Below are 25,100 nucleotides of genomic sequence, written 5' to 3' on the forward strand. Positions count from 1 at the left end.
GAGAGATCCGCGCTATGTCCGGTATGCCGACCGGTTACCCGCGGAAAGCGCACCGAAAAGGAAGTAAAGGCTCCGGCAGTGAAGGGCAAAAACCCGCCCGTGGCTCACTCCCGGCGCCCGTTCGCCGCGCAGGCCAGGGCCATGGCGCCCGCCGCGAGCACGGTGGCGCCGGCCAGGGGTGCCCACGGCGTACGGACGGAGCCGTCCAGGGAGCCCGTCACCAGCCCCTGCACGGCGGCCTCGGCCGGGGAGCCGGTGGCGAACAGGACGAGGAACGCGCCGAGGACGGTGGCCGCCACGGACCGGGCCGGGCCGCGCAGCAACGGCCGGTTGCACAGCGCCCCCACGGCGACGCCGAGCAGCGCGCACGTCAGCGCCGCCGTCTCCCCCGCCAGCAGGGCGGGCCCGAAGGGGACGGCCACCGCGCGGTCGGCGCTGCGCGGGGCGCTGGTCACGGCGACGACGACGGCGCAGACGGCGCCGAGGACCGTCGCGGCGAGGGAGGCGGTCAGCAGGGCGGCGAGATGGGCGCGGGCCGGGCCGGCGGCCGCGGCGGAGCAGGCCCGGGCGGCGGGCGGTTCGCCCGTGACGCAGACCCGCGTCAGCCAGGCCGCAGTGGGGACCAGCACGGCCGCCGCGTAGCCCAGGGAGTCCAGCACCGCCTCCCCCGGCCGAACCCCGACGACCAGCAGCGCGCCGTGGAGCAGCAGGGGCGCGAGCCACCGGTGGGAGCGCAGCAGCAGGGTGGCCTGGTAGCGCAGCAGGGCGGTCACCGGTCCTCCTCCAGGGGGGTCACGGCACGGACGTGCCAAGGCGGACGGGCCGTCAGGAGCGCGCGGAGCAGCGCGTCGGAGCGGTCCGCCGCGACCGTCAGCCGGACGGTGCCGGGGAGGCCGCCGGGAGCGTCCTCGCGCTCGGGGTCGCCGGGCAGGTCCGCGGGGAGTACGGCGCCGGGCGGGCCCTCCGCCTCGACGCGCACCCGCGCCCCGGTGGCCGGGGCGGGGGCGGCGGGGGTGCCGGTGTGCCGCACCCGGCCGGCCTCGACGCGGAGGACCGCGTCGGGCAGCCCGGCCAGCCGGCGCGGGTCGTGGTCGACGAAGACGACGGTGCCGCCGGCGGCGACGCGGTCGGTGACGGCCCGGTCGAGCAGGGCCCGGGAGGCGGTGTCCAGGCCCGTCCAGGCCTCGTCCAGCACGAGCAGGTCGGGCGCGCCGAGCAGTGCCTGGGCGACGGCGACCTTCTGGCTGGTGCCCTTGGAGAGTTCGGACAGCCGGGTGCGGGCGTGGTGGCCGGCGCCGAACCGCTCCAGCCACATGGTCGCGGCCCGCGCGGCGTCGGCCCGGCCCAGGCCGTGGACGCGGCCCATCGCGGTGAGGTAGCCGGCCGCCGTGAAGGGCAGGGCGGGCGGGAAGCGTTCGGGGACGTACGCGGTGCGCGGCCGGCCCTCGACGCGGCCCGTGGTGGGCGCGTCGATGCCCGCGAGCACCCTCAGGAGCGTCGATTTGCCGCTGCCGTTGGCGCCCTCGACGCGCAGCAGGGACCTCTCGGGTATCTCCAGGCCGACATCGCGCACCACCCACGGGCCGCCGATTCCATAGCGGCGACCGACCCCCACCAGTCTCATGCGGCCCACGGTAGCGTGGGGGCGTGACCAGCCCAGACGCCTCTTCCGCCTCATCGGCCCCGCCTGTCCGGTCGGCGGACCGCCGCGACGACGCCCCGCAGTTCGTCCTCCCGCTCGTCGTGCGCGTGGAGCGGGCCGACCCGCCCGCCCGCACCGACGCCCTGGAGACGGCGGCGCGGGCCGTGCTCACCCTGCTGTCGGACGAGCGGGCGACCGCCGCCGGCGGCGAGTGGGAGCAGGCGGTGCGCGACTGGCAGGACGCCCGCATCCGCAAGGTCGTCCGGCGGGCCCGGGGCGCGGAGTGGCGCAAGGCCGGGCTGCTGCCGGGCATCACGGTGCCCGGCCGGACCGCCGAGGTGCGGGTCTTCCCGCCGGTGCCGCTGGACGGCTGGCCCAAGGAGCTGGTCAAGCTCCAGGTGTCGGGCACGGACCTGGACGACCCCGAGGCGCCGGCCGCGCCCGATCCCGCGCGCCCGGTGCTGTGGCTCAACCCCGGGCTGGAGATGTCGGCGGGCAAGGCCATGGCGCAGGCCGGGCACGGCGCCCAGCTGGCCTGGTGGGCGCTGTCCGACGCGGAGCGCGAGGCCTGGCGCGCGGACGGCTTCGCGCTGTCCGTACGGACCGCGGAGGCGGGCCGGTGGGCCGAGCTGACGGCGAGCGGGCTACCGGTGGTACGCGACGCCGGCTTCACGGAGATCGCCCCCGGCTCCTCCACCGTGGTCGCGGACCATCCCGCCCTACGGAACTGTCACACAAGCCTGTGATACTGGCGCCGGAACATCTGTACTGGCGCCGGGGAGCACGAAGTTGTCTAAGAGGTCTCTGTACGGAGGGACGGCCCTGGGCGCCGCGTGCGTGGCCGTGGCCCTCGTGGCCGGCCTGACGGGCGTCGGCCAGGACGGGGAGGACGGCAGGCGCGGCGTCGCGGGCGCCGCGTCGCCCGCGCCGGAGAGCGGGGCGAAGAACGAGGTCAACGGCGGCAAGAAGCCGGAGGAGGTGTGGGACGGCAAGGTCCGCGTCCTCGGGGACGGGTCCACGTCCTACACCGGTCCGCAGCCGAAGGTCGCCAAGCCCGAGAAGCTGAAGCCGGGCGAGCGGCCCCCGCAGTTCGTGGTCTTCTCCTGGGACGGCGCGCTGGAGAACGACGACCGGCTGTTCTCCCACTTCCGCCAGGTGGCCAAGCAGAACAACGCCCAGATGACCTACTTCCTGACCGGCATCTACCTGCTGCCGAAGTCGGAGCGGCAGAAGTACCAGCCGCCCCGGCACAAGCCCGGCGAAGCGGCCATCGACTTCACCTCCGACGCCCACATCAAGGACACCCTGGCGCAGCTGCGCGGCGCGTGGCTGGACGGCAACGAGATAGGCACGCACTTCAACGGCCACTTCTGCGGCAAGAACGGCGGCGGTGACTGGACGACGGAGGAGTGGAAGAAGGAGATAGCCCAGTCCTACTCCTTCGTGCAGAACTGGAAGACCAACACCGGCTTCAAGAACCTCCCCCCGCTGCCCTTCGACTACGAGAAGGAGCTGGTCGGCGGGCGCGCCCCCTGCCTGGAGGGGCAGAAGACGCTCATACCCGCGGCGAAGTCCCTCAACTGGCGCTACGACGCCAGCTCGCCGGGCGACTTCCAGCTCTGGCCCTCGAAGATCGACGACATCTGGAACTTCCCCCTCCAGCTGCTGCCCTACCCGAAGACCGAGCGCCAGGTCCTGTCGATGGACTTCAACTTCCTCTTCAACCAGTCCGGCGACAGCACCAACGGCGACCCGGCCAAGCGCGCGACATGGCTGAAGGACACCCGCGAGGGCTATCTGAACGGCTTCAACCGCGTCTACAACGGCAGCCGCGCCCCGCTGTTCATCGGCAACCACTTCGAGACCTGGAACGGTGGCATCTATATGAAGGCCATCGAGCAGGTGATGAAGGACGTCTGCACCAAGGACGGGGTGCGCTGCGTGTCCTTCAAGCAGGTGGCGGACTGGCTGGACGCCCAGGACCCGAAGGTGCTGGCGAAGCTGCGCGGGCTGGACCCGGCGCAGGCGCCGGACTGGAAGACCTTCATCCGCTGACCGCCCGCGCCGCCGCTCCCGGCGCGGCCCGGCGCCGTCCCCGCTACCGCTTGGCGCGGCTCATGTAGGCGGTCCAGATCTCCAGGGGGTACGTGCTCCCGCGCACCGTCTTCGCGGCCCCGCCCAGCCCGTCCAGCGGCAGCGGCTCCTGCGTCCTCGGGTCGATGCGGAAGAGCGAGACGGCGGTGGCGGTGCCGCCGCGGTAGCCGGCGAACCACGCCGACTTGTTGTCCGGACCGGTGCCGTTCTTGCCCGCGGCGCCCGCCCCGGCGGCCCGGGCGCCCGTGGCCGAGCCGCGCAGCACGGCGTCGCGCAGGGCGTCGTCCACCGAGGCCGCCACGCTCGCGGGCAGGGCGCGCTCGACGGCCGGCCGGTCGACCTTCACGGGGTCGCCGTTGCGGCTGAGCCGCTCCACGGAGTAGGGCTCGCCGTTCATGCCCTTGGCGGCGAAGGTGGCGTAGCCGCCGGCCATGCGGATGGCGCTGGGCGTGCTGGTGCCGAGGGAGAAGGCGGGCACCTTGGCGCCCAGGCTCTCGGCGAGCAGCCCGGTCTCCACGGCCACCCGGCCCACCCGGTCCAGGCCCACGTCCATGCCCAGCTGCATGATCGGCCCGTTCACGGAGCGCGCGACGGCGTCCTTGAGGGTGATCGGGCCGTACGACCGGCCGTCGTCGTTGCGCGCCTTGACGATCTTCCCGGAACGGTCCCAGTAGGGGCCCTCGGGGGTACGGATGGCCACCTTGTCGTCGCCGTTGTAGACGGTGGCGGGCGTCACCGGGGTGCGTGCCCCGCCGCGCTCGCGCTGGATGCCGTCGCGCAGGGCGGCCGCGTAGACGAAGGGCGTGAAGGCGGTGCCGGCCGGGACGACGGTGGAGTTCGCGTCGTTGAAGCCCTGCTGGAGGTAGCCCGGGCCGCCGTAGAGGGCGACGATGCGCCCGTCGGTGGTGACGGAGGCGGCGCCGACGCGGACGTATTTGTCGGCCTCGCGCTTCTCCGGGTCCAGCTTCCCGCGGGCCTCCTCGACGGCCTTGGCCAGCGCGTCGACGTCGGCCTTCCGGAAGGTGGTGCGGATCTGGTAGCCGCCGAGGTCGAAGTCGGCCTCGGAGACCTCGCTGTGGGCACTCACATAGGCGCGGGCGAGGTCGACGAGGTAGCCGGTCTGCCCGGTGAGCCCGGCCGGCTTCGGCGGGTCCTTGGGCTCCGGGAACGTGGTGTAGCCCGCGCGCTCCTTCGGGGAGAGCTTTCCGATGGTGACCATGCGGTCGAGGATCCAGTTCCAGCGCTCGACGGCGCGCTCGTGGTTCTTCTTGCCGAGCGCGGGGTCGTAGAGCGCCGCGCCCTTGAGCAGGGAGGCGAGGAAGGCGCCCTCGCTGGGGTTCAGCTGCGAGACGTCCTTGCCGTAGTAGGCGTGGGCGGCGCGCTGGATGCCGTAGCTGCCGCGCCCGTACCAGCTGGTGTTCAGATAGCCCTCGAGGATGTCCGACTTGCTCATCTTGTTGTCGAGCTTGATGGCGATGAACATCTCGGTGAGCTTGCGGGTGAAGGTCTGCCGCTGGTTGAGGTAGGCGTTCTTCACGTACTGCTGGGTGATCGTGGAGCCGCCCTGGGTGTCGCCGCCGGTGAGCATCCGGGAGACGGCGCGGGTCATACCGCTGACGGAGATGCCGCTGTCGGAGTAGAAGGTCTCGTTCTCCGCGGCGAGCGCGGCCCAGCGGACCTTCTCGGGGACCTTCTCCAGGGCCGTGTCCTGCCGGTTCACCGGGCCGGTGCGGGCCATCTCGGTGCCGTCGGCCCAGTAGTAGACGTTGTCCTGCTGGGTGGCGAAGGCATTGAGGTCGGCGGGTATCTCCGTGCGCGCGTAGAGGATCGCGACGGTCGCCGTCAGGGTGCCCAGGACGAAGCCGAGGAGCCCGAGGGTCTGGCGCCAGGAGGGGATCCAGCGGCGGAAGCCGGTGCGGCCGGGGCGGGGGTAGACGGGCCTGAGGCGGCTCAGCGCGGCGAAGCGGCTCCGCGGGGTGCCCCGCTTGCCCCGGCGACCATAGGCAAAGTTGGAGCCTTTGTCGGCATGTGCCCCATTTTTCCGTCGCCGTTCCCTTCGCTCAGCCACCGTGCGCGCCCTGACCCCGTCCGAACATCCGTCGCTGCTTCTACAGCTCGATTCCGGGGCGAGTCTGCCACAACCGGAATCTGATGATCAGTCAGATTACCCAAGGTTCACCGAGCGACTTATGGACCCTTTACACTCATGTAGAGGAAATCGGAAGACTGAGCGAGAAGGATCACCGAGAGACATGGCAGCGACCGTCCCCGCCGCCGTCGTGCGCCAGGGCAGGCGCCGGGCCAGTGGCGCCCTGGAGGGCGAGGTCCTCGCCGCGCTGCAGCGGGCGGGCACCCCGCTCACCCCGCGCGAGGTGCAGGCGACGCTCCCGGGCGAGCTCACGTACAGCACGGTGGTGACGATCCTGTCCCGGCTGCACGGCAAGGAGATCCTCACCCGCACCCCGCGCGGCCGGGCCTACGCCTACGCGCCCCTCACCGACGAGGCGGGCCTCGCCGCCCGCCGGATGCACAAGGTCCTCGACGGCCGGGCCAACCGGGAGGTCGTGCTCACCCGCTTCGCGGACGGGCTGACCGACGAGGACGCGGCCCTGCTGCGCACCCTGCTGACCGGGGCCGTGCCCGGGCCCTGGTAGCCACGACGCCCCGGTGTGTTTCAGGCTTTCAGCCACACGCGCCGGTTGCGGGCGACCGTGTGGATGCGGTCCACCCGGTCCGGGTGCAGCACCCCGCCCAGCGCGCCCAGTCCGGACACCTCCTCGTCCCGCAGCACCCTGACGTCCCCCGCCGACTCCCTGCCGTCCACCCCCGCGGCCCCCACGAGCACCAGCACCGCCAGCACCGGCACCGCGAACCCGCAGCCCCGCGAGAGCACCAGCGAGGACCGCTGGGCGCTGTGCCGCGCGTGGCGGACGTACGGCAGCGGCCGGCGCTCGCCGGCCACCGTGACCGAGGAGTCGTCGACCTCCACCCTGGCCCCGCCGATCTGTTCGGCCGCGACGCAGAACACGCCGCCGGGGCCGATCAGCAGGTGCGGGATCACCGCGTCGCCCGGCAGCACGATGGAGTGCACCACCTCCCAGCCACCCGGCGTCAGCCCCTCCAGCTCCGCCCCGACGAACTGCTCGGCGGCCAGCGCCCGGCGCCAGCCGTCCTCCACCGGACGCCGGCCGAGCAGCCGGGCGAACGCCAGGCGCAGCCGCCCGGCCCGGGAGGCGTCGAGCCGGGCCCGCAGGGTCTCCCCCGGCCGGTTCGGCGCGAGATCGTCGTCGGGGGGCAGAAAGAGCCTTTCGGGGTCGTACCGCTTTCCGTTCGCGCCCCTCTTCGCTTCCGGTCGTTCACGCACGCCCATCACCCCCACCCGCCATATTGCCGCAGAAGTGCGGGAACCAACCCATTCGACCACCCGTTGGATGAGGCGAGGCCCCGCGGTGACCCCCCGATCGCGGGGCCTCCTCCATTCCCGGGCGCCGGGCGTGCGCCCCGTCGCCCCGGGCGCGCGAAACCGCGCAACGTATCAATCCACCCGGCCGTCACGGGCCCGTTCGCCCGAAGCGTGACGCGGCCCACAGCCCCCGCCGGATTTTCCTCCGGGGTCCGAACCGCAGGCCGGAGCGGGAATCGGGGCCGCGCGCCCGCACACGGATTCGTCGAATCCGCTTGCCGATCACCTCCGGGCCTCTAGCGTGCCGTCCCGCACAAGGAGGCCCCATGCGATCCCTCACCGGAACCGGCCTGGTCGTCACCGCGCTCGCCGCGACCGTGGCCGCCCTGCTCTTCCCCCTCTGGTCGTACCGCGACCGCACCGGCACGGGCGTGGCCGCGACGGCCGCCGACCCGACCGCCGGCTCCGTCCCCACCCGCTTCGGCCCGCTGTCCGCGGCCGACCGCGACTTCGTCGAACGGGTCCGGCTGGCCGGGCTCTGGGAGACCCCGGCCGGCCAGGAAGCCCTCGACCGCGGCACCACGGCCGCCGTCCGGCTGGCCGGCCGGCACCTCGTCGAGGGCCACACGGCCCTCGACCAGCATGTGCGCGACGTGGCGCGGCGGCTCGGCCTGGAGCTCCCCGGCCGGCCCAACCCCGAGCAGCGCCGCTGGCTGACCCGGCTCGGCGCGGCGCACGGCGACGCCTACGACCGCGAGTTCGTGGGCATCCTGCGGCTCGCCCACGGCAGGGTCTTCTCCCTCGTCGGGCAGATCCGCGCCGGCACCCGCAACGCGGTGGTGCGCGAGCTGGCCGAGGACGCCAACACCACGGTCCTGGACCACATGAAGGTGCTGGAGGACACCGGGCTGGTCGACTTCGACGCGCTCGCGGCCGGCTCCGCCCCGCCGGCCCCGCCCACCTCCCGGGCCGTACCACCGCCGGCCGCCGTGACCCCACCCGCACCCGCGTCCCCGTCCACCACCGCGGACCCGACCGCCTCCGCGACCACCTCCCCCACCGCCTCCCCCCGCGAGGAGAGTTGATTCCCATGGCCGCCAGTCACCGGCGCCGCCTGAGCACCACCCACCTCGTCCTCATCACCCTGGCCGCGCTGCTCGGCTCGGCGGGCGCGTTCGCCGCCGTGACCGGCAGCGCCTCCGCCCGTACGACCCCACCGGCAGAGGCCGCGGCCGCCGCCCCGGACGACCACGCCCACGCGGGCCCCTCCCCCGCCGACTTCACCGACATCCGCCGCGCCCGGCCCGACGCCCGCCCGCCCGCCGCGGACCCTGCCCACCGCCTCCACCGGCACCTTCACCGCCCGCTGCGGCCGCAACGAGAACGGCCACCGCAACCCCGACAACTTCATCGTCACCCCGGGCGTCACCAACGGCGCCCACCACCTCCACGACTACGTCGGCAACCTCTCGACCGACGCCTTCTCCACGGACGCCTCACTGCGTGCCGCCGGCACCACCTGCGCCCGGGACGACCGGTCCGCGTACTTCTGGCCGGTGCTGCGCCTGGTGAAGGAGAAGGGCGCCGGCACCGACGGCAACACCGGCCGGGTCCTGACCCCCGACAGCGCGTCGCTCACCTTCCTCGGCAACCCGTCGGCCAAGGTCGGCGCCATGCCGGCCGGGCTCCGGGCGATCACCGGCGACGCCAAGGCCTTCACGGCGGGGCCCGGCAACGCCCGCGCCCGCTGGGGCTGCACCGGCGTCCCCGGCCGGCACCTGGCCGACGCGTACCCGCTCTGCCCGCGCGGCAGCCGGGTCGTGCGCCTGCTGGACTTCCCCAGCTGCTGGAACGGCCGGGACGCCGACAGCCGGGACCACCGCGCGCACCTCGTCTTCCCCGACCCCGGGACCGGCCGCTGCGCCGCCGGCTTCCGGCCCGTGCCGCAGCTGCGGATGGAGCTGACCTACAGCGTTCCGCGGGGCCCGGTCTTCGCCGTCGACAGCTTTCCCGAGCAGCTGCGCAAGCCCGCAACGGACCACGCCGACTTCGCCAACGTCATGCCGGAACGGCTGATGGACACCGTGGTGCGCTGCCTCAACAGCGGCCGCCGCTGCGGCTGACCGGCGGGGACGGGCGGACGACGGGCGGAGCACGGACGACCGCCGCCCGAGGCACCGGGGGCGGGCCCTTCGGGCGCATTCCCGCCCGACATCGCACCCGGTGCTTTACTTCATCAACGCATGACCGAATTATCCCTTTTGCCGTATTGCATATGAAGGGATATGTGCCCGTGAGATCAGCAGCCCTGTACGGAACCCTAGGATCACTGATCCTCACCGGGCTCACCGGCGTCCCGGCCGGCCAGGCCCACGCCCTGGACCCCGGCCTCGCCGAGGCCCGGGGCGTGGCCGTCGCCGCCTCCCGGGCCGCCGCCGAGGGCGTCGACTTCGGCGACTGCCCGGCCGTGGAAGGGCTGCCCGACCCCGTCGAGTGCGGCACCGTCTCCGTCCCGCTGGACTACGCCCACCCCAACGGCAAGCACATCCGGCTCACCGTCAGCCGCGCCCGCGCGACCGGCGACGACGACCAGCGCCAGGGCGCCATCGTCTTCAACCCCGGCGGCCCGGGCGGGAACGGCATGTTCTACCCGCTGCTCAGCCGGCTCCCGCAGTGGCGCGCCATCGGCGACGCCTACGACCTGATCGGCTACGCCCCCCGCGGCGTCGGCCGCTCCGCGCCGCTGTCCTGCGTGGACCCGGCCGGCTTCGTCAAGGGCCCCACCGAGGCGCCCCAGCACCCCTCCGCCGCCTACAAGAAGCGCCAGCTCCTCAAGGCCCGGGCCTACGCGCGGGGCTGCGCGAAGCGGAACGGCGCCGCCCTGCGCCACTTCACCAGCCTCAACAACGCCCGCGACCTCGACGTCCTGCGGGCCGCGCTCGGCGAGAAGAAGCTCACCTACATGGGCGCCTCGTACGGCACCTACTTCGGCGCCCTGTACGCCGAGATGTTCCCCACCCACGTGCGCCGCATGGTCTTCGACAGCATCGTCAACCCCGACCCGCTCAAGGTCTGGTACGGCAACAACCTCGACCAGTCGGCCGCCTTCGAACGGCGCTGGTACGACTGGCGGCGCTGGGTCGCCCGGCACCACGCCGTCTACCACCTGGGCCGCTCCCCGGAGGAGGTCCTCGCCTCGTACGAGAAGGCGTCCGGGAAGCTCGCCAAGCGGGCCGCGGGCGGCACGGTGGGCCCCGGCCAGATGCAGTCCGCGTTCCTGAAGTCGGGCTACGCCGACAGCCACTGGGCGCGCGACGCCCAGGCCCTCTCGGCCTATCTGCGCGGCGACGAGAAGCCGCTGATCGCGCTGGCCGCGCCCGGCCGCGAGAACGCGCGGGCCGCCGAGAACGAGAACGCCGTCTACACCGTCGTCGAGTGCAACGACGCCGCGTGGCCGCGCTCCTGGCAGCGCTGGGAGAACGACAACGACCGGCTCGCCGGCCGGGCCCCGTTCGAGACGTGGAGCAACGCCTTCATGAACCTGCCGTGCGCGTTCTGGCAGGGGCCGCGGCAGAAGCCGCTCGACGTACGGACCGACAAGAAGGCGGGCCTGCCGCGGGTGCTGCTGCTGGCCGCCGAGCGGGACGCGGCGACACCGTACAAGGGCGCGCTGGAACTCCAGCGCAGGCTGGGCGGCTCGGCACTCGTCACCGAGCGCGGCGCCGGCACCCACGGCATCGGCGGCGGCCCCAACCCCTGCGTCAACCGGCACCTGGAGCGGTACCTGCTCGCCGGCGAGCTCCCGGCCCGGCGCGCGTACTGCGCACCACGCCCGGAGCCCCGCGCGACGACGTAAGGACGTAACGGCGTAACGGGTCAGGCGAGCCCGGCCACCAGGTCCGCCACGTCCTTACGGCGACCGGTGCTGCAACTCCCGGGGGACCACCCCCGGACCCCCGGCCGGGTCAGGCGAGCCCCGCCACCAGGTCCGCAACGTCCTTACGGCAACCCGTGTAGAACGGCACCTCCTCGCGCACGTGCATCCGTGCCTCGGACGCGCGGAGGTGCCGCATCAGGTCGACGATGCGGTAGAGGTCGTTCGCCTCGAAGGCCAGGATCCACTCGTAGTCGCCCAGCGAGAACGAGGCGACCGTGTTGGCGCGGACGTCCGGGAAGCCGCGGGCCATCTTGCCGTGGTCGGCGAGCATGCGGCGGCGGTCCTCGTCGGGCAGCAGGTACCAGTCGTACGAGCGCACGAAGGGGTACACGCTGACGTAGTCGCGCGGCGTCTCGTCGGCGAGGAACGCCGGGATGTGCGACTTGTTGAACTCGGCCGGGCGGTGCAGCGCCATGTTCGACCAGACCGGCTCCAGCGCACGGCCGAGGCGGGTGCGGCGGAAGAGGTTGTAGGCGTCCTGGAGGGCGTCCGAGGTCTCGGAGTGCCACCAGATCATCACGTCCGCGTCGGCCCGCAGACCGGACAGGTCGTACGTGCCACGAATCGTGACGTCCTTCTCGGCGAGCTGGGCGAAGAGCTCCTCGACCTCGTCGGCCCAGCCGGCGCGGTCCTGCGGCAGCACGTCGCGCAGCTTGAACACCGACCAGAGGGTGTAGCGGATGACCTCGTTGAGGTCCTTGGCCTTCTTGCCGGCGTTCGGGATCTTCTGCGCGTCAGTCATGTTCCTATTCTCCCCCCTCGTCCCGCGCGTCCTCGGCCAGGGTGGCCAGTAGCTCGTCGGCGGCGCGGTGCGCGCTGGAGACGCACGCGGGGATGCCCACGCCGTCCAGGACCGCGCCGCACAGCCGCAGGCCCGGCAGGCGGGCGATGTGCTCGCGGACGCGCGCGACGCGCGCCCCGTGGCCCACCGGGTACTGCGGCAGGCCGGCGTCCCAGCGGGTGACGCGGGTGGCCACCGGCGCGGCCGCCAGGCCCACGGCGGCGCCGAGGTCCTTCAGGGACAGCGCGACCAGCTCGGCGTCCGGGCGCTCCAGGTCCTTCTCGTCGCCGTACCGGCCGACGGAGGTACGCAGCACGAAGAGGTCCGGGTCGGCGTCGGCGTTCCAGCGCCACTTGTTGCTGGAGAAGGTGGAGGCCTTGATCGTGCGGCCGTCGACGGGCGGTACCAGGAAGCCGCTGCCCTGCAGCCGGTCCTGGACGTCGGAGCGGCGGAAGGCCATGGTGACCAGGGCCATGGAGGCGTACTCGACCTCGGTGAGGCCGTCGACGGCGGCGCCGGCCCCCGCGCCGCGGCAGGCGCGGGCGATCAGGCGCGCGGCGTCGGGCGCGGGGACGGCGACGACGACGCCGTCGGCCGGCAGCGTCTCCCCGGCCACCTCGACCAGCCAGCCGTCGCCCCGCCGCGCGACCTCCGTGACCGGGGCGTGGAGGCGGATCTCGCCGCCCAGGGCGCGGATCGTGTCCGCGACGGCGAGCGGCAGCCGCCCGACGCCGCCCTCGATGCCCATGAAGACGGGGCCGGTCCGCCGGGGGGCGGCCGCGGCCCGCTCCTGGAGCGCGTGGACGGCGGCGGTGAGCGTGCCGTGGGCGCGGGCGGCCTCGAAGAGCTGGGGCACGGCGGCGCGCAGCGAGATGCGGTAGGCGTCGCCGGCGTAGACGCCGCCGAGCAGCGGTTCCACCAGCCGGTCGACGACCTCGCGGCCCATGCGCTCGGCGACGTAGGCGCCGATGGCGACGTCCTCGCCGAGGTCGGTGGGCGGCAGTTCGGCGTCCTGGCCGACGCGGGCCAGGCCCTCGGGCGAGAGCACTCCGGAGGCGGCCAGCGCGGCGAGGTCGCCGGGCACGCCCATCATGTGGCCGGTGGGCAGCGGCCGGAGCTCCCCGCGGGTCCAGATCGCGGCGGTGGCGGCGGGCGGCCGCAGGGCGTCGCCGAGGCCGGCGGCGCGGGCCAGGCCGACCGCCTCGGGCCGGCGGGCCAGCATCGACTCGGCGCCCAGGTCCACGGGCGTGCCGGCGATCTCCCCGGCGTGGAGCTTGCCGCCGACGCGGCCGGACGCCTCCAGGACCGTGACCCGGGCACCGCCCTCCAGCAATCGGTGGGCCGCCGCCAGGCCCGAGATGCCGCCGCCGATGACCACCACATGCCGCGAGGGGGAGTGTGCTGAGCTCATGGCCCCACTGTGTCAGACCCCTGCTCAGCCCCTCCCGGCCACCCCGGGGACACCGTCATGGGCACCGTCGGCCATTGACACCGTCCGGCGCCCGGCCGAGACTCGCGCGCACACGATCACCCGAACGTTTACGGAGACCCCATGAACGACCGCATCCGGGATGTGTACATCGTCGACGCCGTCCGCACCCCGGTCGGCAAGTACGGCGGCGCGCTGTCCGCCGTACGCCCCGACGACCTCGCCGCGCACGTCGTCCGGGAGCTGGTGGCCCGGGCACCGGAGCTGGACCCGGCCCGGGTCGACGACGTGGTGTTCGGCAACGCCAACGGCGCGGGCGAGGAGAACCGCGACGTGGCGCGCATGGCGGTGCTGCTGGCCGGGCTGCCGGTGACGGTGCCGGGGACGACCGTCAACCGGCTGTGCGCCTCGGGCCTGGAGGCGGTCGTACAGGCCTACCGGGCGATCGCCGTCGGCGACGCGTCGGTGATGATCGCCGGTGGTGTGGAGTCGATGAGCCGCGCCCCCTGGGTCCTGCCCAAGCCCGGTCGGGCCTTCCCGGCGGGCCATCAGGAGCTGTACTCCACGACGCTGGGCTGGCGGATGACGAACCCGGCGATGCCGCCGCGGTGGACGGTGTCGCTGGGCGAGGGCGCGGAACGGGTCGCCGACCGGCACGGCATCACCCGCGCGGCGCAGGACGCGTTCGCGCTGGCCAGCCATGAGAAGGCGGCCCGGGCCTGGAAGGACGGGGCGTACGGGGCCGAGGTCGTGCCGGTGCCCGGGGTGGACCTGCCGCGTGACGAGTGCATCCGCGACACCACGTCGGCGGAGGCGCTGGCCGCGCTGAAGCCGGCGTTCCGTACGGAGGGCGGCACGGTCACGGCGGGCAACTCCTCCCCGCTGAACGACGGCGCCGCGGCCCTTCTGCTGTGCGACGAGGAGGGGCTGCGGGCGGTGGGCCGGGAGCCGCTGGCGCGGGTGCGGGCCTCGGCCGTCACGGGCATCGAGCCCGACCTCTACGGGCTGGCGCCGGTCGAGGCGGTGCGCCGGGCGCTGCGGACGGCGGGCCGGACGTTCGCCGACCTCACGGTCGTCGAGCTCAACGAGGCGTTCGCGGCGCAGGCCCTGGGTTGTCTGGCCGAGTGGCCGGAGCTCGACCCGGCCGTGGTCAACCCGCGCGGCGGGGCCATCGCCATCGGCCATCCGCTGGGCTGCTCCGGGGCCCGGCTGACCGGCGCCGTGGCCCACCAGCTGGCGGCGGCCGGGTCGGGCACGGGGCTGGCGGCGCTGTGCATCGGCGTCGGGCAGGGGCAGGCGCTGGTCCTGGAGCGCTGACGCCGGGCGCGGGAGGCCCGGGGTGCCGGGAAGCTGACCGATAACGGCCGCCCCGGCGCGGATCACGGCCGTCCGGGCGGGGTAGTCCCAGTCCATGGCAGCGAACGGACCGGCACGGGAGAGGCAGCGGACCGGGGGCGGCGGCTTCGGTGAGGCCCCGGTCTACACCGGCGCGGTGGAGCGCAGACCCCGGCAGCCCCCGGTGCCGGTGGCGCCCGACCCCGGGGCCGTCGAGCTGACCGGGCCGGTCTTCGGCCCCGGCGCCGTCGGCCCCTTCGACTCCGATCTGACGCGGCAGCACGCGGGCGAGCCGCTGGGCGAGCGCATCACGGTGAGCGGGCGGGTCCTGGACGGCCGGGGCCGTCCGGTGCGCGGCCAGCTGGTGGAGCTGTGGCAGGCCAACGCCGCCGGCCGCTACGCCCACCGACTGGACGACCGCCGGGCCCCGCTCGACCCCCACTTCACGGGTACCGGGCGGTGCCTGACCGACGCCGCCGGCCGCTACCGCTTCACCACCATCCGGCCCGGCGCCTACCCCTGGGCCTCCCACCCGCACGCGTGGCGCCCCGCCCATCTCCACTTCTCGCTCTTCGGCACGGCCTTCACCCAGCGGCTGGTCACCCAGATGTACTTCCCGAACGACCCGCTCCTGCCGTACGACGCGGTGCGCAACGCCCTCGCCGACGCCGACGCCCGGCGCCGCCTGGTCGCCGTCTACGACCCCGACCTCAACGAGCCGGGGTCCTCGCTCGGCTACCACTGGGACATCGTGCTGGACGGCCCGGACGCCACCTGCGCCGTGCCCGCCCCCGCGAAGGGAGCCCGCTGAATGCCGCTGAGCCCCACTCCCTCCCAGACCGTCGGGCCCTACTTCGGGATGACGCCGCCCTTCCCCGGGGGCGCCGACCTCGCGCCCGCCGGCCACCCCGACGCCGTCGTCCTCCACGGTTACGTCCTGGACGGCCTGGGCGCACCGGTGCCGGACGCCCTGCTGGAGTTCTGGCAGACGGCCCCGGACGGCTCGCCGCCCGAGGCCTTCACCGGCTTCGCGCGGGTGCCCACCGACGGGGAAGGGCACTACGCGCTGCGTACCCTGCCGCCGGGCGGGGCGCCCTACCTCGCGGTGTGCCTCCTCGCGCGCGGCCTGCCGCACCACCTCTTCACCCGTGTCTATCTGCGCCCGCCGGAGGACGACCCGCTGTTCGCCGCCCTGCCCCCCGCGCGGCGCGCCACCCTCCTGGCGGCCCACGACGCGGCCGCGCCGCGCTCGTACCGCTTCGACGTGCGGCTGCGGGGGGACGAGGAGCATCCGGAGACGGTGTTCCTCAGCTTCGGTGCCACCCCGTAGCGCGGGCCGTACCGTGGGCCGCGGGGGCCCGGTGAGGCGAGTGGAGGCCCGATGACGGCAGGGCGGCAGCGGCGGATGGTGGTCGTCGGGGGCGACGCGGCGGGCATGTCCGCCGCGTCGCGGGCGCGCCGGCTCCTGGATCCGGACCGGCTGGCGATCACCGCGTTCGAGCGCGGCGGCTTCTCCTCCTACTCCGCGTGCGGCATCCCGTACTGGGCCGGCGGCGTGGTCGGCGGCCCGGACGCGCTGATCGCCCGGAGCCCCGAGGAGCACCGCCGGCGCGGCATCGACCTGCGCCTGCGCACCGAGGTGACCGAGCTGGACCTGCCCGGCCGGCGGGTGCTGGCCCGGGACCTGGCGTCGGGCGAGGAGACCTGGCACGGCTACGACGACCTGGTGCTGGCCACGGGTGCCCGGCCGGTACGGCCGCCGCTGCCGGGCATCGGGGCGCGCGGGGTGCACGGGGTGCAGACGCTGGACGACGGGCGGGCGCTGGTCGAGGGTCTGGGGGCCGCGCCCGGGCGGCGCGCGGTCGTCGTCGGCGCCGGGTACATCGGGGTGGAGATGGCGGAGGCCCTGGTCCGGCGGGACTTCGCGGTGACGGTGGTGGAGCGGTCGGCGCAGCCGATGGCGACGCTCGATCCGGACATGGGGGCGCTGGTCCGCGAGGCGATGACCGGCATGGGGATCGAGGTGGTGACGGACACGGCGGTGACCGCGATCCGCACCGACGGGGACGACCGGGCCGTGGCGGTGGCCACGCGGGAGCGGGAGTTCCCGGCGGACGTCGTCGTGCTGGGCCTGGGGGTACGGCCCGAGACGACGCTGGCCGAGGCGGCGGGGCTGCCGCTGGGCGCGTCGGGCGGCCTGCTGACCGATCTGGCGATGCGGGTGCGGGGGCAGGAGAACATCTGGGCGGGGGGTGACTGCGTGGAGGTCCTCGACCTGGTCGCGGGCCGCACCCGGCACGTCCCCCTGGGCACCCACGCCAACAAGCACGGCCAGGTGATCGGAACCAACGTGGGCGGCGGCTACGCCACCTTCCCGGGCGTGGTGGGGACGGCCGTGAGCAAGGTCTGCGACCTGGAGATCGCCCGCACCGGGCTGCGCGAGAAGGACGCCCTCGCCGCGGGCCTGCGCTTCGTGACGGCCACGATCGAGTCGTCGAGCCGGGCCGGCTACTACCCGGGGGCGCGGCCCATGACGGTGAAGATGCTGGCCGAGCGGGGCACGGGCCGGCTGCTGGGCACGCAGATCGTGGGCCGCGAGGGCGCCGCGAAACGCGTCGACGTCGCGGCGGTGGCCCTCACGGCGGGAATGACGGTGGAACGGATGACGGCGCTGGACCTGGGGTACGCGCCACCGTTCTCCCCGGTCTGGGACCCGGTGCTGGTCGCGGCCCGCAGGGCCGCGGCAGCGGTGGCGTCCTCCAGCCCGGCCGGCGATTGAGGCCCGGGGGTCCGGGGGCGGAGCCCCCGGTCACGGGAAGGGGCGGGGGTGGGGAAGGAACCGCCGGAGCGCTCCTATCGCGCCGTACGCTCGTGCACGTACTGGACGAGGTGGGTGAGGGCGTCCGGGTCCATGCTCGGCATCACCCCGTGGCCCAGGTTGAAGACGTGACCCTCCAGGCCGGCCGCCGCCGCCAGGACCTCGTCCGCCTTCGCCTCGACCGCCTCGCGCGGGGCGAAGAGGACCGCCGGGTCCAGGTTGCCCTGGAGCGCCTTGCCCGGGCCCACCCGGCGGGCGGCCTCGTCGAGGGAGACGCGCCAGTCGACGCCCACGACGTCCGCGCCGGCCTCGCCCATCAGGCCCAGCAGCTCGCCGGTGCCGACGCCGAAGTGGATGCGCGGCACGTCGTAGCCGGCGACGGCGTCGAAGACCTTGCGGGAGGCCGGCATGACGTAGCGGCGGTAGTCGGCGGGGGCGAGGGCGCCGGCCCAGGAGTCGAAGAGCTGGACGGCGCTCGCGCCGGCCTCGATCTGGACGCGCAGGAAGGCGGCGGTGATGTCGGCGAGGCGGTCGACCAGGTCGGCCCACAGCTCCGGGTCGCCGTACATCATGGCCTTGGTGTTCTCGTACGTGCGCGACGGGCCGCCCTCGATGAGGTAGCTGGCCAGGGTGAAGGGCGCGCCGGCGAAGCCGATGAGCGGGGTGGCGCCGAGCTCGGCGGTGAGCAGGCCGACGGCCTCGGTGACGTAGGGGACGTCGGAGGGGTCGAGGGCGCGCAGCCGGTCGAGGTCGGCGCGGGTGCGCACCGGCCGCTCGACGACCGGGCCGACGCCGGGCTTGATGTCGAGGTCGACGCCGATGGCCTTCAGGGGCACCACGATGTCGCTGAAGAAGATGGCGGCGTCGACGCCGTGGCGGCGCACGGGCTGCAGGGTGATCTCGGTGACGAGCTCGGGCCGCATGCAGGACTCCAGCATGGGGATGCCCTCGCGGACCTTGCGGTACTCGGGCAGCGAGCGCCCCGCCTGCCGCATGAACCAGACCGGGGTGTGCGGGACGGATTCGCGGCGGCAGGCCCTGAGGAAGGCCGAATCGTGTGCCGCGGTGCGGCCCGTCTGCTGCTGGCTGCGCTCACTCATGCCCCAAATCTTCGCACGGGCCGAACGAGTGACCCGCCCGTGTGGGTGTCCCTACCCGGAACCGGGGGTCGTTCCGCCTAGTCTTCCGGGCATGGCTGCGGCGCAGGGACACCTCTCGGACGGTCCGGACGACGCGGATGGGGAGGGCACCCCGTCCGTCTTCCGGCAGGCGGTCGCGGGGCTGCAAGGGGTTCGCCTGCGGCCCGAGATCGAGCTGGACGCCACCCCGCCGCCCCAGCGGCTGGCCCCGTTCTCGTACGCCCTGGAGGCGGCGGTCGTGGTGGACGACGAGGAGCTGGCCGACGGGCGGCTGATCCTGCTCCACGACCCGGCCGGGCACGAGGCCTGGGGCGGCACGTTCCGGCTGGTCACGCTGGTGCACGCGGAGCTGGAGCCGGAGATGGCGGCGGATCCGCTGCTGCCGGAGGTGTGCTGGTCGTGGCTGACGGGGGCGCTGGAGGCGCGCCGGGTGCCGTACGCGGCGATCAGCGGCACGGTGACGCGGGCGGGGTCCCACTACTTCGGGGGGCTGCGCGAGCGGGAGCCCTCGACGCGGATCGAGATCCGGGCCTCGTGGTCGCCGGTGGTGGCGTCCGCCAAGGGCCGGGGGGCGGCGGGGCACGAGGTGCCGGACACGGCGGCGCATCTGTCGGCGTGGTGCGACCTGCTGTGCCAGATCGCGGGGCTGCCACCGGGCGGGGCGCCGGAGGCGGGCATCGTGACGCTGCCTCAGCGGCGGGGGCCGCACAGCCGCTGAGCTGGGGTTCTGTGGCGGGGTGAAGCACACAATGATCGGTCAGCCGTCTGAATTGCCCGAATTGTTACTCACCAATTCGTGATCATTCCCTAAAGCCGGACCGTTTCGTTGCCGAAGGACCTTGTGACCCTTCCCGTACGGATCGCCCCGGCTTATCCCCAAGTCGGCACCCGTCCCCACCACTCCCCCCAACTGGAGGCCTGGTGTCCGTTCTCCTCGAGCAACCCGCTAGCCTCGCCTACCGCCCGAACAAACCCACCGCCATGGTCGTCGTCGCCGACCCCCGCGTCCGCTCCACCGTCACACGCCACCTGTGGGCGCTGGGCGTACGCGACGTGATCGAGGCGTCGTCCATCGCGGAGGCCCGGCCGCGCATCGGCAGCCCGCGCGACATCTGCGTGGCAGACGTCCACCTTCCCGACGGCTCCGGCCTGACCCTGCTCTCCGAGACCCGCGCGGCCGGCTGGCCCAACGGTCTGGCCCTGTCCGCCGCCGACGACATCGGCGCCGTACGCAACGCCCTCGCCGGCGGCGTCAAGGGCTACGTCGTCACCGGCACCCGCACCAACCTCGGCGTCCCGGGCCGCCCCGGTGCCGCCCCCATCGGGTCCGCCGCCGCCCGGATGCAGCGGCGCCCGCCCGGCGCCCCCGGTCACCCCGGTGGCTACCGCGAGCTGTCCGGACGCGAGGTCGAGGTCCTGCGGCTGGTTGCGGAGGGCCAGTCCAACAAGGCCATCGGCGTCTCCATGGGCCTCTCGGCACTCACCGTCAAGAGCCACCTCGCCCGCATCGCGCGCAAGCTCGGCACGGGCGACCGGGCCGGAATGGTGGCCGTGGCACTGCGCACCGGCATCATCCACTGACCGCCCCCGCGGCCGCCGCGCCCGTCGCCGGAACGTTCCGGCGACGGGCGCTTGCCATCCACGGATACCCTTGACCGGTGACCGACGCCCAAGAGACCGCAGAAGACACCGCACTGCGAACCACCGGGGGCGGCCCCCCGGACGACGTCGATTCGGCGCCGATCCCCCTGTTGGAGCCACGTGAGGGCATCCCCCCGGTCGTCGCCGACGCCGAGGGGCTCGCCGCCGTGGTCGCGGCCTTCGCCGCGGGCCGCGGCCCCGTCGCCGTCGACGCCGAGCGTGCCTCCGGCTACCGCTACGGCCAGCGCGCCTACCTGGTGCAGCTGCGCCGCGAGGGTGCCGGGACCGCCCTGATCGACCCGGTGGGCTGCCCCGACCTGTCCGCCCTGGGCGAGGCCGTCGCCGACGCCGAGTGGGTGCTGCACGCCGCCACCCAGGACCTGCCCTGTCTGCGCGAGATAGGGATGACCCCGCGGCGGATCTTCGACACCGAGCTCGCCGGACGCCTCGCCGGCTTCGCCCGCGTCGGCCTCGGCGCCATGGTCGAGAACGTCCTGGGATACGCCCTGGAGAAGGGCCACTCCGCCGTGGACTGGTCCACCCGCCCGCTGCCCGAGCCGTGGCTGCGCTACGCCGCCCTGGACGTGGAGCTGCTGGTCGACCTGCGCGACGCGCTGGAGACCGAGCTGGACCGGCAGGGCAAGCTGGAGTGGGCACGCCAGGAGTTCGACGCCATCGCCTCCGCGCCGCCCGCCCCGCCCCGCAAGGACCCGTGGCGCCGCACCTCCGGCATGCACAAGGTGCGCCGGCGCCGCCAGATGGCCGTGGTGCGCGAGCTGTGGACCGCGCGCGACCACATCGCCCAGCGGCGCGACGTCTCCCCCGGCAAGGTGCTCGGCGACGGAGCGATCATCGAGGCCGCCCTGAACATGCCGCCGAACGCCCAAGCGCTCGCCGCCCTGCCCGGCTTCGGGCACCGCATGAGCCGCAAGCAGCTGGAGCAGTGGCAGACCGCCGTCGACCGCGCCCGCGCGCTGCCCGAGGCCGAACTGCCCCAGCCCGGCCAGCCGCTGACCGGCCCGCCCCCGCCGCGCGCCTGGGCCGACAAGGACCCGGTGGCCGCCGCCCGCCTGACGGCCGCCCGCGCGGCCGTCACCGAGATCGCCGAGCGGCTCACCATGCCGCAGGAGAACCTGATCACCCCCGACACGGTCCGCCGCCTGTGCTGGGAGCCGCCGCGGAACCCGACGCCGGAGGCGGTGGCGGAGACCCTCACCGCGCACGGGGCGCGCCCGTGGCAGGTGGAGCAGGTGACACCGGGCCTGGTGAAGGCGCTGACGGAGACGACGGGCTGAGTCGGCTCCTACGGACGGGCTGGAGAAATCCAGCCCGTCCGGCGTTTGAGGACCGGGGTCCGGGGCGGAGCCCCGGGGACGGAATGTGACCTTCGCCGCTCCCGCCGAAGGGTCTGGGCAGCATGGTTACCCGCAAGTAGCATGACGGATGTCAGCCCGCACCGCGGCGGAGCCGTATCGGCATGCCCGCACGCGCAGCGATCCGTACCTGGAGGAGAGCCAACGTGCCTCGTACCGCTAGGGACGTCGTCTTCGTCGACGGCGTCCGCACCCCGTTCGGCAAGGCGGGCCCGAAGGGCATCTACCACGAGACCCGCGCCGACGACCTGGTCGTCAAGTGCATCCGGGAGCTGCTGCGCCGCAACCCGGACCTCGACCCGGCCCGGATCGACGAGGTCGCCATCGCCGCGACGACGCAGATCGGTGACCAGGGCCTGACCCTGGGCCGCACCGCCGGCATCCTCGCGGGCCTCCCGCAGTCCGTGCCCGGCTACTCCATCGACCGCATGTGCGCCGGCGCCATGACCGCCGTGACCTCGGTCGCCGGTGGCGTCGCCCTGGGTGCCTACGACATCGCCCTCGCCGGCGGCGTCGAGCACATGGGCCGCCACCCCATGGGCGAGGGCGTGGACCCCAACCCGCGCTTCGTCTCGGAGAAGCTGGTCGACGAGTCGGCCCTCTTCATGGGCATGACCGCCGAGAACCTCCACGACCGCCTGCCGCACCTCACCAAGCAGCGCGCGGACGAGTACGCGGTGCGCAGCCAGGAGAAGGCCGCCAAGGCCTACGCCGACGGCAAGATCCAGGCCGACCTGGTGCCGATCTCCGTGCGCCGCACGTCGCCCGAGGGCGGCGAGACGGGCTGGGGCCTGGCCACCACCGACGAGCCGATGCGCCCGGGCACCACGCTGGAGAACCTGGCGGGTCTGAAGACGCCGTTCCGCCCGCACGGCCGGGTCACCGCGGGCAACGCGGCCGGTCTGAACGACGGTGCCACCGCCTCCCTGATCGCGGCCGAGGACGTCGCCCGCGAGCTGGGCCTGCCGATCAAGATGCGCCTGGTCTCGTACGCCTTCGCCGGCGTGGAGCCCGAGGTCATGGGCATCGGCCCGGTCCCGGCCACCGAGAAGGCCCTGGCCAAGGCCGGTCTGACGATCGACGACATCGGTCTGTTCGAGATCAACGAGGCCTTCGCCGTCCAGGTGCTCTCGCTGCTGGACCACTACGGCATCGCCGACGACGACCCGCGCGTCAACCAGTACGGCGGCGCCATCGCCTTCGGTCACCCGCTGGCCTCGTCGGGCGTCCGCCTGATGACCCAGCTCGCGCGGCAGTTCGAGGAGCAGCCGCACGTCCGTTACGGCATCACCAGCATGTGCGTCGGCTTCGGCATGGGCGGCACGGTCATCTGGGAGAACCCGCACTTCGAGGGGGACAAGTGAGCACCACCGCAGAGCTGCTGAAGGGTGCGGCCGAGCTGTTCCCCGACGAGGTCGTCACCCAGGCGCACGTGCGTCACCTGGACCTCCCCGGGGCCGGCCGGTTCGCGCTGATCACGCTGGACAACGGCTTCGACCACACCAAGCCGACCACCTTCGGCCCGAAGTCGCTGGCGAACCTGAACGTCGCGATCGACCAGGTCGAGGCCGAGGCCGCGGCCGGCGAGATCGTCGGCGCCGGCATCACCGGCAAGCCGTTCATCTTCGCCGTCGGCGCCGACCTCAAGGGCGTCGAGCTGCTCAAGCGCCACGAGGACGCGCTGGCCATCGGCAAGGGCGGCCACGACGTCTTCAAGCGTCTGGCCTCGCTGGCCGTGCCGACCTTCGCGTACTACAACGGCGCGGCCATGGGCGGCGGTGTCGAGGTCGGTCTCCACTGCACCTACCGCACCGTCTCCAAGGCGATCCCCGCCTTCTCCCTGCCCGAGGTCTTCCTGGGTCTCGTCCCGGGCTGGGGCGGCTGCGCCCTGCTGCCGAACCTCATCGGCGCGGACCGCGCGGTCTCGGTGATCATCGAGAACTCGCTCAACCAGAACAAGCAGCTGCGCGGCAAGCAGGTCTTCGAGCTCGGCATCGCCGACGCGATCTTCGAGGGCGCCGACTTCCTGGAGCAGTCGCTGCTGTGGACGGCCTCCGTCCTCAAGGGCGACACCGAGGTCGTCCGGGCCGAGATCGACCGCGGCGAGGCCTGGGACCGGGCCGTCGAGCGCGGCCGTCTCATCGCCGACTCCAAGGTGCACGGCGCCGCTCCGGCCGCCTACCGCGCGCTGGACATCATCGCCGCCGCCAAGAACGGCGACCTGCGCCAGGGCTTCGACGCCGAGGACCAGGCCCTCGCGGACCTGATCATGGGCGGCGAGCTGCGCAGCGGCATCTACGCCTTCAACCTGGTGCAGAAGCGCGGCAAGCGCCCCGCCGGTGCCCCGGACAAGTCGCTGGCCCGCCCGGTCAACAAGGTCGGCGTCGTCGGCGCCGGTCTGATGGCCTCCCAGCTGGCGCTGCTGTTCGCCCGCCGCCTGGAGGTGCCGGTCGTGCTGACCGACATCGACCAGGAGCGCGTCGACAAGGGCGTGGCGTACGTCCACGGCGAGATCGACAAGCTGCTCGGCAAGGGCCGCATCAACCAGGACAAGGCCAACCGCCTCAAGGCCGCGGTGACCGGCTCGCTGGACAAGGCCGCCGCCTTCGGCGACGCGGACTTCGTCATCGAGGCCGTCTTCGAGGAGATGGGCGTCAAGCAGCAGGTGTTCGCCGAGGTCGAGGCGGTCGTGCCGGCGCACACCATCCTGGCCACCAACACCTCCTCGCTGTCGGTCAGCGAGATGGCGTCGAAGCTGAAGAACCCCGAGCGGGTCGTCGGCTTCCACTTCTTCAACCCCGTCGCGATCCTCCCGCTGCTGGAGATCGTCCGCGGCGAGAAGACCGACGACGCCTCGCTGGCCACGGCCTTCGGCGTCGCCAAGAAGCTGAAGAAGACCGCGGTGCTGGTGAAGGACGCCCCGGCGTTCGTCGTCAACCGCATCCTGACCCGCTTCATGGGCGAGATCCAGAACGTCATCGACGAGGGCACGCCGGTCGCGGTGGCCGAGAAGGCCGTCGAGCCGCTCGGTCTGCCGATGTCGCCGCTGGTCCTGCTGGAGCTGGTCGGCCCGGCGATCGGTCTCCACGTCTCCGAGACGCTGGCCGGCGCCTTCCCCGACCGCTTCAAGGTCTCCCCGAACCTGGCCGCCGTGGTCAAGGCCGGCAAGCGCGGCTTCTACGTCTACGACTCCGGCAAGCCGGAGCTGGACCCGGAGGTCGCGGCGCTGCTGGTGCAGGGCGACAGCGTCCTGACGGAGGAGCAGGTCCGGGACCGCGTCCTGGAGGCCGTCGCGCAGGAGATCGGCCTGATGCTCGACGAGGGCGTCGTCGCCGAGGCCCAGGACATCGACCTGTGCCTGATCACCGGCGCGGGCTGGCCCTTCCACCTGGGCGGCATCACGCCGTACCTGGACCGCGAGGGCATCACGGAGCGCGCCATCGGGCGCCGCTTCCTGGCCGAGGGCGTGGCGAGCGTCCCGGCGTAGCCGCGGATACCACGGCGGGGC

At 73.9% G+C, this 25,100-nt stretch carries 22 protein-coding genes; 15 read left to right on the plus strand and 7 right to left on the minus strand.

The genetic code is table 11. The features are described 5' to 3' along the window. Positions 1-104 precede the first annotated feature (104 nt). Complete coding sequence (locus tag AC07BS_RS12970; RefSeq protein ID WP_478931989.1) at positions 105-773, minus strand: ABC transporter; 669 nt, start codon at positions 771-773, stop codon at positions 105-107. Further along, positions 770-1,624 carry an ABC transporter ATP-binding protein gene (locus AC07BS_RS12975; RefSeq protein WP_478640566.1) on the minus strand — a complete coding sequence of 285 codons (855 nt, stop codon included), beginning with the start codon at positions 1,622-1,624 and terminating at the stop codon, positions 770-772. The genes AC07BS_RS12970 and AC07BS_RS12975 overlap by 4 nt, the downstream gene beginning before the upstream one ends. A 23-nt stretch (positions 1,625-1,647) precedes the next feature. Here AC07BS_RS12975 and AC07BS_RS12980 point away from each other — a divergent pair, with 23 nt between their 5' ends. Next, positions 1,648-2,388 (plus strand): aminoacyl-tRNA hydrolase, encoded by a 741-nt coding sequence (locus AC07BS_RS12980; RefSeq protein ID WP_478640568.1) that lies wholly within the window; start codon positions 1,648-1,650, stop codon positions 2,386-2,388. 43 nt (positions 2,389-2,431) lie between these two features. After that, entirely contained in the window at positions 2,432-3,697 is a 1,266-nt protein-coding gene (locus tag AC07BS_RS12985) for a polysaccharide deacetylase family protein (RefSeq protein WP_478931992.1), read from the plus strand. A 43-nt stretch (positions 3,698-3,740) separates the two neighbouring features. Here the strand turns inward: AC07BS_RS12985 and AC07BS_RS12990 are convergent, their stop codons facing one another. Continuing rightward, positions 3,741-5,804: a transglycosylase domain-containing protein gene (locus AC07BS_RS12990; RefSeq protein WP_478640572.1), complete on the minus strand. Its 2,064-nt coding sequence runs from the start codon at positions 5,802-5,804 to the stop codon at positions 3,741-3,743. Between the two features lie 184 nt (positions 5,805-5,988). Between AC07BS_RS12990 and AC07BS_RS12995 the strand changes: the two genes are divergently transcribed. Next, positions 5,989-6,390 carry a BlaI/MecI/CopY family transcriptional regulator gene (locus tag AC07BS_RS12995; RefSeq protein ID WP_478931994.1) on the plus strand — a complete coding sequence of 134 codons (402 nt, stop codon included), beginning with the start codon at positions 5,989-5,991 and terminating at the stop codon, positions 6,388-6,390. 20 nt (positions 6,391-6,410) lie between these two features. Here the strand turns inward: AC07BS_RS12995 and AC07BS_RS13000 are convergent, their stop codons facing one another. Continuing rightward, entirely contained in the window at positions 6,411-7,100 is a 690-nt protein-coding gene (locus tag AC07BS_RS13000) for a nuclease-related domain-containing protein (RefSeq protein WP_478640577.1), read from the minus strand. Between the two features lie 365 nt (positions 7,101-7,465). On the opposite strand from AC07BS_RS13000, the gene AC07BS_RS13005 reads away from it, so the two are divergent. The 3 genes from AC07BS_RS13005 (at position 7,466) to AC07BS_RS13015 (ending at position 10,995) form a co-directional block, all read left to right on the plus strand. Continuing rightward, positions 7,466-8,224, plus strand: coding sequence for a DUF4142 domain-containing protein (locus AC07BS_RS13005; protein ID WP_478931996.1), 759 nt, complete (start codon positions 7,466-7,468; stop codon positions 8,222-8,224). 324 nt (positions 8,225-8,548) lie between these two features. After that, positions 8,549-9,262 carry a DUF1996 domain-containing protein gene (locus AC07BS_RS13010; protein ID WP_478932115.1) on the plus strand — a complete coding sequence of 238 codons (714 nt, stop codon included), beginning with the start codon at positions 8,549-8,551 and terminating at the stop codon, positions 9,260-9,262. Positions 9,263-9,432: 170 nt separating this feature from the next. Then, complete coding sequence (locus tag AC07BS_RS13015; protein ID WP_478640586.1) at positions 9,433-10,995, plus strand: alpha/beta hydrolase; 1,563 nt, start codon at positions 9,433-9,435, stop codon at positions 10,993-10,995. A 109-nt stretch (positions 10,996-11,104) separates the two neighbouring features. Here AC07BS_RS13015 and hemQ read toward each other — a convergent pair whose 3' ends face one another. Both hemQ and hemG read right to left on the minus strand, forming a co-directional pair. Continuing rightward, the gene (gene hemQ / locus AC07BS_RS13020) at positions 11,105-11,818 is read right to left on the minus strand and encodes a hydrogen peroxide-dependent heme synthase (RefSeq protein ID WP_478931998.1); all 714 of its coding nucleotides are present in this window, start codon (positions 11,816-11,818) and stop codon (positions 11,105-11,107) included. A 4-nt stretch (positions 11,819-11,822) separates the two neighbouring features. Then, positions 11,823-13,268, minus strand: coding sequence for a protoporphyrinogen oxidase (hemG, locus tag AC07BS_RS13025; RefSeq protein WP_478932000.1), 1,446 nt, complete (start codon positions 13,266-13,268; stop codon positions 11,823-11,825). Positions 13,269-13,409: 141 nt separating this feature from the next. On the opposite strand from hemG, the gene AC07BS_RS13030 reads away from it, so the two are divergent. The 4 genes from AC07BS_RS13030 to AC07BS_RS13045 all read left to right on the plus strand — a co-directional run bounded on the left by AC07BS_RS13030 (position 13,410) and on the right by AC07BS_RS13045 (position 17,400). Next, a complete protein-coding gene (locus AC07BS_RS13030; protein ID WP_478640595.1) occupies positions 13,410-14,603 on the plus strand; it encodes a thiolase family protein in 1,194 nt (397 codons plus the stop codon). A 94-nt stretch (positions 14,604-14,697) separates the two neighbouring features. Next, complete coding sequence (gene pcaH / locus AC07BS_RS13035) at positions 14,698-15,432, plus strand: protocatechuate 3,4-dioxygenase subunit beta (RefSeq protein WP_478640598.1); 735 nt, start codon at positions 14,698-14,700, stop codon at positions 15,430-15,432. Further along, entirely contained in the window at positions 15,433-15,951 is a 519-nt protein-coding gene (locus AC07BS_RS13040; protein WP_478932003.1) for a peptidase associated/transthyretin-like domain-containing protein, read from the plus strand. It abuts the gene before it with no gap. 51 nt (positions 15,952-16,002) lie between these two features. Beyond that, complete coding sequence (locus AC07BS_RS13045; protein ID WP_478932005.1) at positions 16,003-17,400, plus strand: FAD-dependent oxidoreductase; 1,398 nt, start codon at positions 16,003-16,005, stop codon at positions 17,398-17,400. 74 nt (positions 17,401-17,474) lie between these two features. Here the strand turns inward: AC07BS_RS13045 and hemE are convergent, their stop codons facing one another. Next, positions 17,475-18,539 (minus strand): uroporphyrinogen decarboxylase, encoded by a 1,065-nt coding sequence (hemE, locus tag AC07BS_RS13050; RefSeq protein ID WP_478932007.1) that lies wholly within the window; start codon positions 18,537-18,539, stop codon positions 17,475-17,477. A 91-nt stretch (positions 18,540-18,630) separates the two neighbouring features. Here hemE and AC07BS_RS13055 point away from each other — a divergent pair, with 91 nt between their 5' ends. The 5 genes from AC07BS_RS13055 to AC07BS_RS13075 all read left to right on the plus strand — a co-directional run bounded on the left by AC07BS_RS13055 (position 18,631) and on the right by AC07BS_RS13075 (position 25,079). Next, complete coding sequence (locus AC07BS_RS13055; RefSeq protein WP_478932009.1) at positions 18,631-19,296, plus strand: DUF3000 domain-containing protein; 666 nt, start codon at positions 18,631-18,633, stop codon at positions 19,294-19,296. A 203-nt stretch (positions 19,297-19,499) separates the two neighbouring features. Then, entirely contained in the window at positions 19,500-20,159 is a 660-nt protein-coding gene (locus tag AC07BS_RS13060) for a response regulator transcription factor (protein WP_071963467.1), read from the plus strand. 77 nt (positions 20,160-20,236) lie between these two features. Next, a complete protein-coding gene (locus AC07BS_RS13065; protein ID WP_478640612.1) occupies positions 20,237-21,514 on the plus strand; it encodes an HRDC domain-containing protein in 1,278 nt (425 codons plus the stop codon). A 224-nt stretch (positions 21,515-21,738) separates the two neighbouring features. Next, positions 21,739-22,956 (plus strand): thiolase family protein, encoded by a 1,218-nt coding sequence (locus tag AC07BS_RS13070; RefSeq protein WP_478640614.1) that lies wholly within the window; start codon positions 21,739-21,741, stop codon positions 22,954-22,956. Continuing rightward, the gene (locus AC07BS_RS13075) at positions 22,953-25,079 is read left to right on the plus strand and encodes a 3-hydroxyacyl-CoA dehydrogenase NAD-binding domain-containing protein (RefSeq protein WP_478640617.1); all 2,127 of its coding nucleotides are present in this window, start codon (positions 22,953-22,955) and stop codon (positions 25,077-25,079) included. Before AC07BS_RS13070 ends, AC07BS_RS13075 begins: the two co-directional genes overlap by 4 nt. Positions 25,080-25,100: the final 21 nt, after the last annotated feature.

Source organism: Streptomyces sp. NPDC044063 (assembly GCF_056434285.1).

Coding starts and splice junctions, on each gene's coding strand:
- pcaH (WP_478640598.1), top strand. CDS start 14,698: ATGGCAGCGAACGGACCGGCACGGGAGAGGCAGCGGACCGGGGGCGGC.
- AC07BS_RS12995 (WP_478931994.1), top strand. CDS start 5,989: ATGGCAGCGACCGTCCCCGCCGCCGTCGTGCGCCAGGGCAGGCGCCGG.
- AC07BS_RS12975 (WP_478640566.1), bottom strand. CDS start 1,624: ATGAGACTGGTGGGGGTCGGTCGCCGCTATGGAATCGGCGGCCCGTGG.
- hemG (WP_478932000.1), bottom strand. CDS start 13,268: ATGAGCTCAGCACACTCCCCCTCGCGGCATGTGGTGGTCATCGGCGGC.
- hemE (WP_478932007.1), bottom strand. CDS start 18,539: ATGAGTGAGCGCAGCCAGCAGCAGACGGGCCGCACCGCGGCACACGAT.
- AC07BS_RS13030 (WP_478640595.1), top strand. CDS start 13,410: ATGAACGACCGCATCCGGGATGTGTACATCGTCGACGCCGTCCGCACC.
- AC07BS_RS13045 (WP_478932005.1), top strand. CDS start 16,003: ATGACGGCAGGGCGGCAGCGGCGGATGGTGGTCGTCGGGGGCGACGCG.
- hemQ (WP_478931998.1), bottom strand. CDS start 11,818: ATGACTGACGCGCAGAAGATCCCGAACGCCGGCAAGAAGGCCAAGGAC.
- AC07BS_RS13005 (WP_478931996.1), top strand. CDS start 7,466: ATGCGATCCCTCACCGGAACCGGCCTGGTCGTCACCGCGCTCGCCGCG.
- AC07BS_RS13040 (WP_478932003.1), top strand. CDS start 15,433: ATGCCGCTGAGCCCCACTCCCTCCCAGACCGTCGGGCCCTACTTCGGG.
- AC07BS_RS13055 (WP_478932009.1), top strand. CDS start 18,631: ATGGCTGCGGCGCAGGGACACCTCTCGGACGGTCCGGACGACGCGGAT.